The 13,499-nt window shown below is 69.8% G+C and carries 14 protein-coding genes; 7 read left to right on the top strand and 7 right to left on the bottom strand.

What is annotated here, in order from left to right; genetic code table 11:
• The first annotated feature begins 122 nt into the window (after positions 1–122).
• Both ACZ6S6_RS15170 and ACZ6S6_RS15165 read left to right on the top strand, forming a co-directional pair.
• On the top strand, positions 123–701 hold the full coding sequence (locus ACZ6S6_RS15170) for a DUF6232 family protein (protein WP_362963443.1): 579 nt from the start codon (positions 123–125) through the stop codon (positions 699–701).
• Complete coding sequence (locus ACZ6S6_RS15165) at positions 698–1,045, top strand: DUF5955 family protein (protein WP_469705912.1); 348 nt, start codon at positions 698–700, stop codon at positions 1,043–1,045. Before ACZ6S6_RS15170 ends, ACZ6S6_RS15165 begins: the two co-directional genes overlap by 4 nt.
• A gap of 26 nt (positions 1,046–1,071) precedes the next feature.
• Here the strand turns inward: ACZ6S6_RS15165 and ACZ6S6_RS15160 are convergent, their stop codons facing one another.
• Positions 1,072–1,488 (bottom strand): ATP-binding protein, encoded by a 417-nt coding sequence (locus ACZ6S6_RS15160; RefSeq protein WP_469705911.1) that lies wholly within the window; start codon positions 1,486–1,488, stop codon positions 1,072–1,074.
• 205 nt (positions 1,489–1,693) lie between these two features.
• On the opposite strand from ACZ6S6_RS15160, the gene ACZ6S6_RS15155 reads away from it, so the two are divergent.
• Both ACZ6S6_RS15155 and ACZ6S6_RS15150 read left to right on the top strand, forming a co-directional pair.
• Entirely contained in the window at positions 1,694–2,122 is a 429-nt protein-coding gene (locus tag ACZ6S6_RS15155) for a hypothetical protein (protein ID WP_469705910.1), read from the top strand.
• A 308-nt stretch (positions 2,123–2,430) separates the two neighbouring features.
• Positions 2,431–2,751, top strand: a complete 321-nt coding sequence (locus ACZ6S6_RS15150) for a hypothetical protein (protein ID WP_362963435.1) — start codon at positions 2,431–2,433, stop codon at positions 2,749–2,751.
• A 150-nt stretch (positions 2,752–2,901) separates the two neighbouring features.
• On the opposite strand, the gene argS is transcribed toward ACZ6S6_RS15150, so the two are convergent.
• A complete protein-coding gene (argS, locus tag ACZ6S6_RS15145; RefSeq protein ID WP_362963503.1) occupies positions 2,902–4,674 on the bottom strand; it encodes an arginine--tRNA ligase in 1,773 nt (590 codons plus the stop codon).
• Positions 4,675–4,808: 134 nt separating this feature from the next.
• Between argS and lysS the strand changes: the two genes are divergently transcribed.
• Positions 4,809–6,566, top strand: a complete 1,758-nt coding sequence (lysS, locus tag ACZ6S6_RS15140) for a lysine--tRNA ligase (RefSeq protein WP_469705946.1) — start codon at positions 4,809–4,811, stop codon at positions 6,564–6,566.
• Between the two features lie 113 nt (positions 6,567–6,679).
• On the opposite strand, the gene ACZ6S6_RS15135 is transcribed toward lysS, so the two are convergent.
• The 3 genes from ACZ6S6_RS15135 to ACZ6S6_RS15125 all read right to left on the bottom strand — a co-directional run bounded on the left by ACZ6S6_RS15135 (position 6,680) and on the right by ACZ6S6_RS15125 (position 10,195).
• Complete coding sequence (locus ACZ6S6_RS15135; protein WP_469705909.1) at positions 6,680–8,155, bottom strand: DUF2637 domain-containing protein; 1,476 nt, start codon at positions 8,153–8,155, stop codon at positions 6,680–6,682.
• Positions 8,156–8,341: 186 nt separating this feature from the next.
• A complete protein-coding gene (locus ACZ6S6_RS15130) occupies positions 8,342–9,175 on the bottom strand; it encodes a DUF3558 family protein (protein WP_469705908.1) in 834 nt (277 codons plus the stop codon).
• A gap of 192 nt (positions 9,176–9,367) precedes the next feature.
• Positions 9,368–10,195, bottom strand: coding sequence for a DUF3558 domain-containing protein (locus ACZ6S6_RS15125; RefSeq protein WP_469705907.1), 828 nt, complete (start codon positions 10,193–10,195; stop codon positions 9,368–9,370).
• 170 nt (positions 10,196–10,365) lie between these two features.
• Between ACZ6S6_RS15125 and ACZ6S6_RS15120 the strand changes: the two genes are divergently transcribed.
• Positions 10,366–11,559, top strand: coding sequence for an RtcB family protein (locus ACZ6S6_RS15120; RefSeq protein WP_362963427.1), 1,194 nt, complete (start codon positions 10,366–10,368; stop codon positions 11,557–11,559).
• A gap of 162 nt (positions 11,560–11,721) precedes the next feature.
• On the opposite strand, the gene ACZ6S6_RS15115 is transcribed toward ACZ6S6_RS15120, so the two are convergent.
• Both ACZ6S6_RS15115 and ACZ6S6_RS15110 read right to left on the bottom strand, forming a co-directional pair.
• Positions 11,722–12,480 (bottom strand): SDR family NAD(P)-dependent oxidoreductase, encoded by a 759-nt coding sequence (locus ACZ6S6_RS15115; RefSeq protein WP_362963425.1) that lies wholly within the window; start codon positions 12,478–12,480, stop codon positions 11,722–11,724.
• Positions 12,481–12,534: 54 nt separating this feature from the next.
• Positions 12,535–12,870, bottom strand: a complete 336-nt coding sequence (locus ACZ6S6_RS15110; RefSeq protein ID WP_124284276.1) for a YnfA family protein — start codon at positions 12,868–12,870, stop codon at positions 12,535–12,537.
• A 94-nt stretch (positions 12,871–12,964) separates the two neighbouring features.
• Between ACZ6S6_RS15110 and ACZ6S6_RS15105 the strand changes: the two genes are divergently transcribed.
• The coding region (locus tag ACZ6S6_RS15105) for a hypothetical protein (protein ID WP_469705906.1) at positions 12,965–13,499 on the top strand (535 nt) is incomplete at its 3' end.

Here is a 13,499-nt window from a genome sequence, read left to right as displayed (position 1 = left end):
AGCCGAGTCGTTGGGTGAATTCGACTTGCGTAGACGAACGGTGCGTCGCTTAATGGACCCTTCGCGGCGAGCGGATCATTCGAGGGGGAACAGTGGAACCACCGGCCGTACCGCCGCGACCCATGAGCGCGCCCATGCCGCCGCTCGGGCACGCGGTGGACCTCAGGGTCAGCAAGCGGCTGCTGTGGGTCGGGCCGGCCGCGTATCCGCTGGAGAACATCGCCCGCGTGTTCACGTTCGTGCTGCGCCCGCGTCGCAAGGAGGCCATAGCGCTCTTCTGCAAGCGTGTGGCGTTGACGCTCGCGATGGCGGTGGGCCTGACCGTGCTCATCCTGCTGGTGGACGGGGTGGCGACCCTGAGCCGGGGTGAGAGCAGCGGTGGCCCGTTCATCGTCTTCGTGTGGCTCGGGACGGCGGGCGCGCTGGTCTACTTCCTGCTGGAGATGACGAAGGTCCTGTCGGCCCGCGCGCACTTCGTGCTCGCCGTGGAGACGTCGGGGCTGTCGACGGCGATGGTGACCAGCCACGACCCGAACCATCTGGTGGAGCTCGTCGGCCGCATCACGTACGCGATCGACCATCCGGAAGCGGAGTTCACCGTGCGGGTGGAGGGAATCAGCGCGAGTCCCCAGATCTACCACTTCGGGGACAACGTCAATATGTACGGCGGATCCGGGAACGTGGGGATTGCGAATTCATGAGCGGCGACAACGTCAACATGTATGGCGGCACGGGGAACACGGGCATCCAGAACAACCACTTCGCGCAGCCCGCCCCCGAGCCCGTCTCCCCGGAGCTGCGGGAGGCGGTACGGGAACTGCTGCGGCTGGTCGGTGAGTTGCGGGGACAGCTCCCGCCGGCCAGTGCCCGGGTCCTGGACGACAACCTGCCCGCCCTCACCGGAGAGGCCGACGCCCCGCCGGCACCCGAGGAGCGGCACCGCGCGCTGATGGCGGTCGCCGGGATCGCGGCCACCGTGTCGACGGTCGGGGAGCCGGTGATCGAGGCGGTCCGGAGGGTGCTCGGACTCCTGGGCGCTGTCTGAGCCGTACGCGGTGTGTGGTGGACCCGTCAGCGTGCCAGCGTCGCGAGAATGGTTTTGCCCCGGCTGCCGTGACGGTGGACGGTGACGCTGCTGGCCAGCCGGAGGACCATCGGCCAGCCGAAGCCGCCCGTCCGGCCGGTCAGGTCCGGGGCGCGGCACTGCGGATGGGTGGGGCTGGGGTCGACGACCCGTACATGCAGCGCACCTTGATCGGCCCCGAACGACAGGGCGGTGACGGCTCCGGCGTACCGGATCGCGTTCGTCACCAGCTCCGACGAGAGCAGCACCAGATCCTGGACCGCACGGGCGGACGGCGCCGGATTCAGTTGTGCGACGAAGACGGCGGCGGCCTCGCGGGCCTCCGAGGCCCGGAGCGGTGGGGGTGCGGCCTCCGAGACCGTTTCCGCGGCGGTGAAATCGGGTGTGGCGCATGGGTCTGTCATGTGGATTCACCCCAGAGGGAAGGGCTCGGCGGCGGGTCTTGGCTGCGTGTACCCGAGCCATTGCCGGATATCCGAAATTGACCCGTACGGGTGCCCGCCCGTCTTGAGGCGTGCGTCGGGTTCCTGCGGGAAGGTGAGCGGGACCAGACAGTGCGGCTCGCCGGAATCGGTTCCGGGACGACCGCCGCGGCGAAGGGAACAGCCCATGAACGAGTCCGTCGACCTCGCACCGGACTCGAACGCGGTGATCACCGAGCCGGTGCCCGATCTCCAGCTCCAGCTGCTCATCCAGCTCCTCGACCGGGAGATGCGCTCCGGGCTGCCGCTCACGCTGACCATCCCGGCCGGTGTGCTGCACGGTGACGTGATCGGGCACGAGGCCTGGAAGGCGGAGTGGTCCAGGAGCCTGCGCCAGGTGGAGGGCGAGGGCGCCAACCTCATCGCCGAGTTCCCCGAGACGGTGGATCAGAGCATCAAGGAACTCCGCGACGGCGAGGACGCGCAGCAGCTGCCCCGCTGGATCCACCTGCGCGACGCCACACTCGTGTTCGGCGGTGCGGCTCCCCTGCGGCTGCCGCTGTGGCGCGGGCGGCTGTCCGACGTCTCCGGGTGGGCGCTGGGCCGGCCCGAGTAGTTCCCGGCCAGGCGTGGGGGAGCCGGGCAGACAGGGCTCCCGGCTCGGCGGGGGAGCCGGCAGCGGTGCATACGTACCGCGTTCGTCGAATGACTGTGCGTAGTCGATTTTCGGCTGACTCTCCGTCCCTCATGTCGCGCGTGTCGCCCGCTTCGACCCCCGCGCGTCCTTGCCGGCGCTCGTTTCATCCCTCCTGGGGCGGTATGACGCTTTCGGCCAGTCGGTCCGGGCGGTCTAGTGGATCAGTCCGGGCTCGATCAGGCTGGATCCGACCGATCGCTTCTGTCCGACCCTCAGAGGAGACGAACGTGCGTAGTCATCACCGTGTCGCGGCTGTCGCCGCATCCTTCGCGCTGGCCGGCGCGGGACTGCTGGGAGTGGCCTCGCCGGCCGCGGCATCCGCGGCAGGGCTTTCCTGCAGCACTCCCAAGCTCCTGGTCGGGAGCGCCGGACACCACGGCGCCTCCATCAGCTGTACGGGCGGAGCGTTCACCGAGTTCATCGACTGCAACAAGCCCGGCTACGGGACCTACCGGCACTTCGGCAACCGCGCGGTGTCCGGTGGAACCTCCACCACCTGGTGCGACATCGGCGCGGATGTCACAGCCGTAGGGGCCACGGCCTCCTGAGCCCCTCAGGGAGCCTCACCCCCTGAGGCACCACCCGCGTGGGCCACGTGCTCCGGCCCGACGCGCGCGAAGGGCCGCTGACAGCGCTCCGGGTCAGGAGCGTGCCAGCGGCCCTTCGTGGCCCCGCAGCAGATCAGGAACGTGTGGTGCTCAGAGCCGCTCGGGCGTCCGGATGCCGAGGAGCTTCATGCCCTGGTGGAGCGTGCGGGCGGTGATGTCGCAGAGGAACAGCCGGTTCTCCACGACCTCGGCCGGGTTGTCGTCGCTGAGGACGTGGCACTGGTCGTAGAACGTCGTGTAGTGCGAGGCCAGCTGGTAGAGGTACCCGGCCAGCTTGTGCGGCTCGTAGCCCGCCGCGACCTCGGACAGCACCTCGCCGAACTGGTCCAGGTGCAGACCCAGCGCCCGCTCGGCCGGGGCCAGTTCCAGCTCCGGGTGCGCGACCGGCTTCGCGTCGCCGGCCTTGCGCAGGATCGACCGGATACGCGCGTACGCGTACTGGAGGTAGACGGACGTGTCGCCGTGCAGCGACACCATCTGGTCCAGGTCGAACTTGTAGTCCCGCACGGCGGAGGTCGACAGGTCCGCGTACTTCACGGCGCCGATGCCGACGTACCGGCCGTTCTCGACGATCTCCTCCTCGGTCAGGCCGATCTTCTCGGCCTTCTCCCGGACCACGGCCGTCGCCCGCTCGACCGCCTCGTCCAGCAGGTCCTCAAGCTTGACCGTGACACCCTCACGGGTCTTGAACGGCTTGCCGTCCTTGCCGAGGACGGTGCCGAAAGCCAGCTGGTGCGCCTTGACGTCGTCGCTCAGCCAGCCGGCCCGCCGGGCCGTCTCGAAGACCATCTTGAAGTGCAGGGACTGCCGGACGTCCACCACGTACAGCAGAGTGTCCGCCTTGAGGTTCCGCACCCGGTCGCGGATCGCGGAGAGGTCGGTCGCCGCGTAGCCGTAGCCGCCGTTCGTCTTCTTGACGATGAGCGGGACCTTGTTGCCGTCCGGGCCCAGCACGTCGTCGAAGAAGACGCAGAGCGCACCCTCGGAGCGGACGGCGACGCCCGTCTCCTCCAGGATCCGGCAGGTCTCCTCCAGCATGTCGTTGTAGCCGGACTCGCCGACGATGTCGGGGTCGCTGATCTCCATGTCGAGCTTGTCGAAGACCGAGTAGAAGTAGATCTTCGACTCGTCGACGAACCGCTGCCACATGGCGAGCGTCTCCGCCTCGCCGGCCTGGAGGGCGACCACCCGGTCCCGCGAGCGGGCCTTGAACTCCTCGTCGGAGTCGAAGAGCGCCCGCGAGGCCTTGTAGAGCCGGTTGAGCGAGGACATGGCGGCCTCGCCGTCGACCTTGTCGCCCTCGTGGTCCAGCTCGTCGGGGTGCTCGATCAGGTACTGGATGAGCATGCCGAACTGGGTGCCCCAGTCCCCGATGTGGTGGCGCCGGACCACGGACTCGCCGGTGAACTCCAGGATCTGCACCATCGCGTCACCGATCACGGCGGACCGCAGGTGACCGACGTGCATCTCCTTGGCCACGTTCGGCTGGGCGTAGTCGATGACGGTGGTGCCCGCGGCGCTGTTGAACGGCACGCCGAGCCGGCCCTCGCCGTCCGCGGCACGGGCCGCGAGCGTCTCGGTGATCGACTTGTCCGAGAGCGTGATGTTCAGGAAGCCGGGGCCGGAGACCTCGATGTCCTTGATCAGATCGCTCGCCGGGAGGGCGGCCGTGACCTGGGCGGCCAGCTCGCGCGGGTTGCCCTTGAGCTTCTTGGCGAGGGCCAGGATTCCGTTGGCCTGGAAGTCGGCCCGGTCGCTTCGGCGCAGCAGCGGGTCCGCGGTGCCGGCATCCGGCAGGGCTGCCGTCAGGGCGTCCGCCAGCTGCTGCTGGAGCGTGGAAGCGAGGGAATTGACCGAGGCCATCAGCTGGCTGCCGTTTCCGTAGGAGTACAAGGGATGACGCCAAGTATCCCACGGTGTGCAAAGCCGTTTTCGCGCTGTGGGCGGTACCTGGGAGAATGAGACTCGCCCCTATGAGTCCTACAAGAGAGAAGGACGTGCCGACCGTGGCTCAGAGTCAGAGCAGCACCGAGACCGACTGGGTCTCCCGCTTCGCGGACGAGGTCATCGCCGAATCGGAGCGTCGTGCGCCTGGCAAACCGGTCGTCGTCGCCTCCGGCCTCTCCCCGTCCGGCCCGATCCACCTGGGCAACCTCCGCGAGGTCATGACCCCGCACCTGGTCGCCGACGAGGTCCGCCGTCGCGGGCACACCGTCCGGCACCTGATCTCCTGGGACGACTACGACCGCTACCGCAAGGTGCCGAACGGTGTCCCGGGCGTCGACGAGACCTGGGCCGAGCACATCGGCAAGCCGCTGACCTCGGTGCCCGCCCCGGCCGGCTCCGCGTATCCGAACTGGGCCGAGCACTTCAAGGCAGCCATGCTGGCGTCGCTGGACGAGCTGGGCGTCGAGTACGACGGGATCAGCCAGACGGAGCAGTACCTCGCGGGTACGTACCGCGAGCAGATCCTGCACGCGATGCGGCACCGCGCCGACATCGACGCCGTCCTGGACCGCTACCGGACCAAGAAGGACGGGGCGGCCGGAGCCAAGGGCAAGAAGCCGCAGCAGAAGAAGGCCGACGAGGCCGAGCTGGAGGCCGAGGCGGGCTCCGGCGCCGCGAGCGAGGACGACGGCAGCGGCGGCTCGGCCGGCTACTTCCCGTACAAGCCCTACTGCGGCAACTGCGAGAAGGACCTCACCACGGTCACGTCGTACGACGACGACAGCACCGAGCTGAACTACACCTGCTCGGCCTGCGGCTTCGCCGAAACGGTTCGGCTGAAGGAGTTCAACCGCGGCAAGCTGGTCTGGAAGGTCGACTGGCCGATGCGCTGGGCGTACGAGGGCGTGATCTTCGAGCCGAGCGGCGTTGACCACTCCTCGCCCGGTTCCTCGTTCGTCGTCGGCGGCCAGATCGTCCGCGAGATCTTCGACGGCGTGCAGCCGATCGGACCGATGTACGCCTTCGTCGGCATCTCCGGCATGGCGAAGATGTCCTCCTCCAAGGGCGGCGTGCCGACCCCGGCCGACGCGCTGAAGATCATGGAGGCCCCGCTGCTGCGCTGGCTGTACGCGCGCCGCAGGCCCAACCAGTCCTTCAAGATCGCCTTCGACCAGGAGATCCAGCGGCTCTACGACGAGTGGGACTCGCTGGGGCGCAAGGTCGCCGACGGCTCCGTGCTGCCGGCCGACGCCGCCGCGTACGCCCGCGCGATCGGGACGGCCGCCGGTGAGCTGCCGCGCACCCCGCGCCCGCTGCCGTACCGCACCCTCGCCTCGGTCGCGGACATCACCGCCGGGGCGGAGGACCAGACGCTGCGCATCCTCAGCGAGCTGGACCCGGAGAACCCGCTGACCTCGCTGGACGAGGCCAGGCCCCGGCTGGACCGGGCCGAGAACTGGATCACCACCCAGGTCCCGGCCGAGGCCCGCACCATCGTCCGCGACGAGCCGGACAAGGAACTCCTCGGCTCGCTCGACGACGAGGGCCGCGCATCGCTGCGGCTGCTGCTGGAGGGTCTCGACTCGCACTGGTCGCTGGACGGGCTGACCACGCTCGTCTACGGCGTGCCGAAGACGCTGGCCGGGCTGGAGGCTGACGCCAAGCCGACGCCCGAGCTGAAGACCGCGCAGCGGTCGTTCTTCGCGCTGCTGTACCGGCTGCTCGTCAGCCGGGACACCGGGCCGCGACTGCCCACGCTGCTGCTCGCGGTCGGGGCGGACCGGGTGCGCAGGCTGCTCGGCGCGTAACGACGGACGCCGAAGGGCCGCCACCCCTGCTGTTCTGCGGGTGGCGGCCCTTCGGCGTTGCTGTTGCTGTTGCTGTTGCTGGGGTGGGGCGGGGCTGGTGGGGCTGGTGTTGCTTACGCGATGTGGTCCGCTTCGAGTTCGGCGTGGTAGCGGTTCTTGAAGCCCTGGATCAGCTGGCGGAGCAGGGCCGCGCTGCGCGGGTGCCGCACGTTGTGGCCGTCCGACAGGTGTATGTCGAGAACCTCGATGCTCGGGTACGTGCTGTGCTGGGTCACGAACGCGGCGAAGACCTCGTAGGCGATCTCGCTGAACTCCGCGTCCTCCTGCGCCCACTCCTCGGCCCATTCCTCGGCCGCCTCGGCGACGGGCTTCGGCTCCTCGGGCGCGTTGTCGGAAGCGTTGACCTCGTCGGACACCGGGGCTTCGTGCGCTTCGGGGACCGGCAGCTGCTGCTCGCCGCGCGGGGCCGGCATGGCGCCGATCGTGCCCACGTTGCCCAGCGGGCGGGTGCGGCCGGGGCCGGTCGGGATCATGACCGGGCCGGGTTCCTGGGCGTCGACGTACGTCGGGTTGTACGAGCCCTCGTACGCGCCGTCCGGCGCCTGTGCCGCGAACCACGGGCTCTCGTAGGAGGCGGGGTCGGGGGCCTGGGGCTGGGCCTGGGCCTGGGCTCGGGAGTGCGGCTGGAAGGCGCTCTGCTGCTGGGGCTGTTGCTGGTCCTGTTGCTGGTCCTGCTGCTGGTTCCGTTGCCGGCTCTGCTGCTGGATCTGTTGCTGGTTCTGCGGCTGCTGGTCCGGCTCGGCGTACTGCTCCTGCTGCGGGGCGCCGACGAGTTCCGGCTGCTGGAACTGGGCCGTCTCGACGGCGGCGACAGCTCCCGCGGCGGCGGGGGGCGGGGGCAGCAGGGCCGGTTCGATGCCTGCGGCGGCGAGTCCGGCCGGGCCGGTCTCGGCCAGCGGGATGCCGTACTTCGCGAGGCGGAGCGGCATCAGGGACTCGACGGGGGCCTTGCGGCGCCAGCTGCGGCCGAAGCGGGCCTGGAGGCGGGCCTGGTAGATCAGCCGGTCCTGTTCGAGCTTGATGACCTGCTCGTACGACCGCAGCTCCCACAGCTTCATCCGCCGCCACAGCCGGAACGTCGGAATGGGGGAGAGCAGCCAGCGGGTGAGGCGGACACCCTCCATGTGCTTGTCGGCCGTGATGTCGGCGATCCGGCCCACGGCGTGCCGGGCGGCCTCGACGGAGACCACGAACAGCACCGGGATCACGGCGTGCATGCCGACGCCGAGCGGGTCCGGCCACGCGGCCGCGCCGTTGAACGCGATCGTCGCGATCGTCAGCATCCAGGCCGTCTGGCGCAGCAGCGGGAACGGGATGCGCAGCCAGGTCAGCAGCAGGTCCAGCGAGAGCAGGACGCAGATGCCGGCATCGATGCCGATCGGGAAGACCAGCGAGAAGTTCCCGAAGCCCTTCTCCAGGGCGAGTTCGCGCACGGCCGAGTACGAGCCCGCGAAGCCGATCGCTGCGATGAGCACCGCACCGGCGACCACGAGCCCGATGAGTATGCGGTGCGTGCGTGTGAGCTGCATCGCGGCCACCCGCGATCCCCTTCCCGTTTCTTCGTCTCCGACGTCCGGTTTGAAGAGACGATTTCGAGTTCTGGCGGGCACAGCCTGGCACACGCGTGCGAGAGACGTTGCGCGGGGAGGGGCGAAGCCCGGTTCTCGCAGGAGGACCGGGCTTCGTGAATCAGCTTCTGTGCTGGGGCGTTGGGTCTAGTCCGCAGCCTTGTCGGTCGCCTTGTCCGCAGTCTTGTCGGTGGCCTTGTCGGTCGTCTTGTCGGTCGCCTTGCCCGAGGACTTGGTGGACGGCTTGGGCGAGGTGCTCGCCTTGTGGCTCTCGTTGGCGGTGGCGACCGCGGCGACCGCGTTCTTGATGCCCATCTTGGCGCCCGTGGTGATCTTTTCGGCTGCCGGGGACTTCGATCCCGCGTAACCCGCGCCGTTGTAGGTGAGGGTGACGACGACGTTCCCCGTACGGGCGACGATCGTCGCGTACTTGAAGTCCTCGCCCGTCTTGGCGAGGTCGTACGTGATCAGCGTGGCCTGGTCGCCGATCCCGCTGACGGGAGTCGTGACGAGCTTCTTCGCGCCCTCGGCCGCCTTGGCCTTGGTGATCTGCTTCGTGAGGTCTTCCCCGGCGCGGTCGGCGCCGCTGCCCAGGGCCTGGTCCGAGGCGAAGCGGGTGAAGCCGACGTCGAGCCAGCGGTACTGGGAGCCCTTGACGCCGTTGTCGTCCAGACCGTTCCAGGAGCAGCTGCCGCGGGCGGCGGTGTCGCTGGACTTGCCCGGTGTGCCCTTTTTGTTATTGGCCGCGGGGACCAGGGACTTGACCGTCTTCGCGGTGATCGACTTGCACGGGTCGGGCAGCTCGGCGAACTTCGCCGCAGCGACCGTGGCTTCCGACTTCGTCGCATCCGGCGCGGGGGACGAGGACGAGGCCTTGTCCTTCTCGCCGTCGGAGTCCGACGAGCAGCCGGCGACGACGAGCATCACCGGAACGGCGGCGCAGGCGAGTATGCGGGTGAGTCGCGGGGCTGATCGGTGCATGGTTCCTTCACTCGGGTGGCGCGGCGTTCGGGCGGCCGGACGGTCGGTGGGCAGGGGACGCCGATGTGGTGCGGGCGGTCGGCGGGCGGTGGTTCCGGAGGGCCACGGTACGACGGACGGCAGCCGGACGCCGCCTCGGCCGGACGGTTCGCGGGGCGGCCGGCGGCCGGGCCGGACCGGCCGGGGGCGGGGTTACTCGCTGAACCTGTCGACCAGTTTCCGGCCCAGTGCCTGGGCCTTCTCCTGCAGTTCCTTGCTGTCGGGCGCCTCGGTGGAGAGGGCCGGCTGCGCGGTGTACTGGATGGTCACGATGACGTTCGATGTGCGGAATACCACGCTCACCGTGCGGTGCTGTGCGGTGGAACCTGCCCGAGTGAGCAGAACGTCCAGAAACGCGCTGTCGCCGAGCGAGTCGAGGACGCGGGGCTGGAGGCTGCCGTCTGTGCTGCCGTCCGTGGTGTCGCCGGTGTTCCCGCCGGTCTTTCCGTCCGTGTCCGCGCTCTTGTCCGCCTCCGTGCCCGGCTTGCCGCCGGCGGTCCCGGACGGGGAGTCCGGCGTGCCGTTCCCCGCACTGTCGGACGGGGCGGAGGCCGAGGGCAGGTCGGCGGCGGCCTCCTTCTTCGCGTACACCTCGCGGGCGCGGTCGTCGTCGCTCACGGCCGGGTCGTACGAGACGACCCGCTCGAAGTCGACGGAGAGGCTGCGGGGACCGTCGGGCGCCTCGGTCTTCCAGCGGCAGCCGGCCCGGCGGTCGGTGTCGTACGTGACGGCGGGCGAGCCGTCGAGCACCTTCTCCTGCTGGGCCTCGGGCAGCTCGGAGGCGCCGGGCAGCAGGTCCTTCAGTGTGGCGGGCGCGATGGCGCGGCAGGCCTCGGGGAGGGTGCGGTACTTGCCCGGGGGCGCGGTGGAGGTGGTCAGGGCCCCGGGCTTGCTGTCGGTGGCGGAATCACCGGTTCCGGTGCCGCTGCTGCAGCCGGCCGCGAGCGCTGCAATGAGCACGGCGCCGGATGCGTACGCCATTCGTCGCACGGTCCTGGGCTCCCTTCGTGCGAAAAACGGTTGCCGCTCGTCGGCGGCCGGTGGACACAATGTGTATCGCACGCGCCGCTGTGAATGCCGGTCGGCCGATACTTTTGCCGACCTTGGCACCGGTTTTGCGCTTTCAGGCTTTTCGGGGGAATCGAGGAATTATGTCGTACGTAGAGGTGCCGGGCGCGAAGGTTCCCATCCGCATGTGGACCGACCCGGCCAAGGTCGAGGACGTCGCGATGCAGCAGTTGCGCAACGTCGCCACGCTGCCCTGGATCAAGGGCCTGGCCGTCATGCCGGACGTCCACTTCGGCAAGGGCGCCACGGTCGGCTCGGTCATCGCGATGCACGGTGCGGTCTGCCCGGCGGCGGTGGGCGTGGACATCGGCTGCGGCATGTCCGCGGTGAAGACCTCGCTGACCGCCAACGACCTGCCCGGGGACCTGACAAGGCTCCGGTCGAAGATCGAGCAGGCCATTCCGGTGGGCCGCGGGATGCACGACGAGCCGGTGGACCCGAGCAGGCTGCACGGGCTTGCGGCGACCGACTGGGACGACTTCTGGCAGCGGTTCGACGGGGTGGCCGATGCGGTCAAGTTCCGTCAGGAACGGGCCACGAAGCAGATGGGAACGCTCGGAGCGGGAAACCACTTCGTCGAGTTCTGCCTCGATGAGTCGGGTTCGGTCTGGCTGATGCTGCACTCCGGCTCCCGGAACGTCGGCAACGAACTGGCCGCCTTCCACATCACAGAAGCCCAGAAGCTGCCGCACAACCAGGACCTGATCGACCGCGACCTCGCGGTCTTCATCGCGGACACCCCGCAGATGGCGGCCTACCGCAACGACCTGTTCTGGGCGCAGGAGTACGCGAAGCACAATCGCGCGATCATGATGGCGCTCTTCCAGGACGTGGTCCGCAAGGAGTTCAAGAAGGCCAAGGTGACCTTCGAACCGGTCATCTCCTGTCACCACAACTACGTGGCGGAGGAGCGGTACGACGGCATGGACCTGCTGGTCACCCGTAAGGGTGCCATCCGGGCCGGCTCCGGTGACTTCGGGATCATTCCGGGCTCGATGGGCACCGGCTCGTACATCGTGAAGGGCCTCGGCAACGAGAAGTCCTTCAACTCGGCCTCGCACGGCGCGGGCCGGAAGATGAGCCGGAACGCCGCCAGGCGGCGCTTCTCCACGAAGGACCTGGAGGAGCAGACGCGGGGTGTGGAGTGCCGCAAGGACTCCGGCGTCGTGGACGAGATCCCGGGTGCGTACAAGCCGATCGAGAAGGTCATCGATCAGCAGCGGGACCTGGTGGAGGTCGTCGCGAAGCTGAAGCAGGTCATCTGCGTGAAGGGCTGAGCGGCGCCGGGGGTCTGCCGGGCGGGGACGGGCGGGGGTCTGTCGGGCGGGTCCGGGGCCTGTCGGGCGGGGACGGACGGGGGCCTGTCGGGCGGGTACGGGGGTCTGCCGGGCAGGGCCGGGGTGAGACCCACGGGGGTGGACTCACCTCGGCGCGTGCCGTCAGGCGGTGCGGTGGACCTTGGAGTTGGAGGCCTGGGCGCGGGGGCGGACCACCAGAAGGTCGATGTTGACGTGGCTGGGGCGGGTGACGGCCCAGGTGATCGTGTCGGCCACGTCGTCGGCGCTGAGGGGGGCGTCGACGCCGGCGTAGACCTTGGCGGCCTTCTCGGCGTCGCCGCGGAAGCGCGTGGTGGCGAACTCCTCGGTCTTGACCATGCCGGGGGCGACCTCGATGACGCGGACCGGGGTGCCGACGATCTCCAGGCGGAGGGTCTCGGCCAGGACGTGCTCGCCGTGCTTGGCGGCCACGTACCCGCCGCCGCCCTCGTAGGCGGAGAAGCCCGCGGTCGAGGAGAGGATGACCACCGTGCCGTCGCCGCTCGCGGTGAGGGCCGGGAGCAGGGCTTGGGTGACGTTGAGGGTGCCGATGACGTTGGTCTCGTACATCTGGCGCCAGTCGGCCGGGTCGCCGGTGGCGACGGGGTCCGCCCCGAGCGCGCCGCCCGCGTTGTTGACCAGGACGGCGAGGCTGCGGAACGCGGTGGCGAACTCGTCGACCGCGGCGCGGTCGGTGACGTCCAGGGCGTAGGCCGTGGCCTCGTGGCCCGCCGCGGTGATCTCGGCGGCGAGCGCCTCGATGCGGTCCTTGCGGCGCGCGGTGACCACGACGCGGTAACCGGCGGCCGCCAGTTGCCGGGCGGTCGCGGCACCGATGCCGCTGCTCGCTCCGGTGATGACGGCGATGGGGGATGCGGCCATGGCGGGCTCCTCGGACAGCTGATCGATACGTGGCCAGGATAGGCAGGGGCGCGGTCAGTGGTTGCGCGGGGCGTACATGATCACGGCCATGCCGGCCAGGCAGACCAGCGCGCCGGTCACGTCCCAGCGGTCGGGCCGGTAGCCGTCGGCGACCATGCCCCAGACGATCGACCCCGCGACGAAGACCCCGCCGTACGCGGCGAGCACCCGCCCGAACTCGCCGTCCGGCTGGAGCGTGGCGACGAAGCCGTACGTGGCCAGCGCGACGACCCCCGCACCGATCCAGGCCCAGCCGCGGTGTTCCCGGACACCCTGCCAGACGAGCCAGGCGCCGCCGATCTCGAAGAGTGCGGCGACGACGAACAGGGCGATGGAGCGGACCACGGACATGTGATCAGCGTGTCATGCGCGGCGAGGCGCCACGAAGGCGCGCCGAACCAGTCGGAAAATGTGAATAATTCGTGCAGATCTGTATCTTCGGGACATGGTAGTGACGCGTAAGGCTCTGCTGAGGGTGTCCGCTGCGGCGGCGATGGCGTCGACCCTGGCGCTGGGTGCGGGCGGGACGGTCGCGGCCGTCGGCGCGCCGGTGGTTTCGCGGCCGGTCTCGCCGGTGGTTTCGCGGGTGGTTTCGCCGGTGGTGCGGGGCGTTGAGCCGGAGGCGGATGTGTCGCACCACGGTCATGTCTCGCTGTGGGGCACCGGCCTCGGCGTCTGGCTGGTCAGCCAGAACAGCGGGCCCTCGGACCTCGCGGGGACGACCGTCCGGCTGCGGCTGTCCGTACCGCTCTCCGGCCGGCAGGAGCTTCCCGCGCAATGCCTTCAGGCCGACCGGCAGACCGTGCTGTGCCGGACGGGCCCGCTGCGCGGGGACGGTTCGCAGCAGCGGCAGCTCGCGCTCGAACTCCAGCTTCTGGGGCGGCCGACGGAGGTGGTCGTCCGGATCGACACCGCGTGGAACGGCGGGGCGACGGACCTGAATGCGAAGAACAGCGAACACGAGGTGCTGGCACCGGCCA

It is taken from the genome of Streptomyces sp. NPDC048671 (assembly GCF_055587045.1).
Note: the sequence above shows the minus strand (reverse complement) of the source record. Positions and strands in the feature narration are given on the sequence as shown.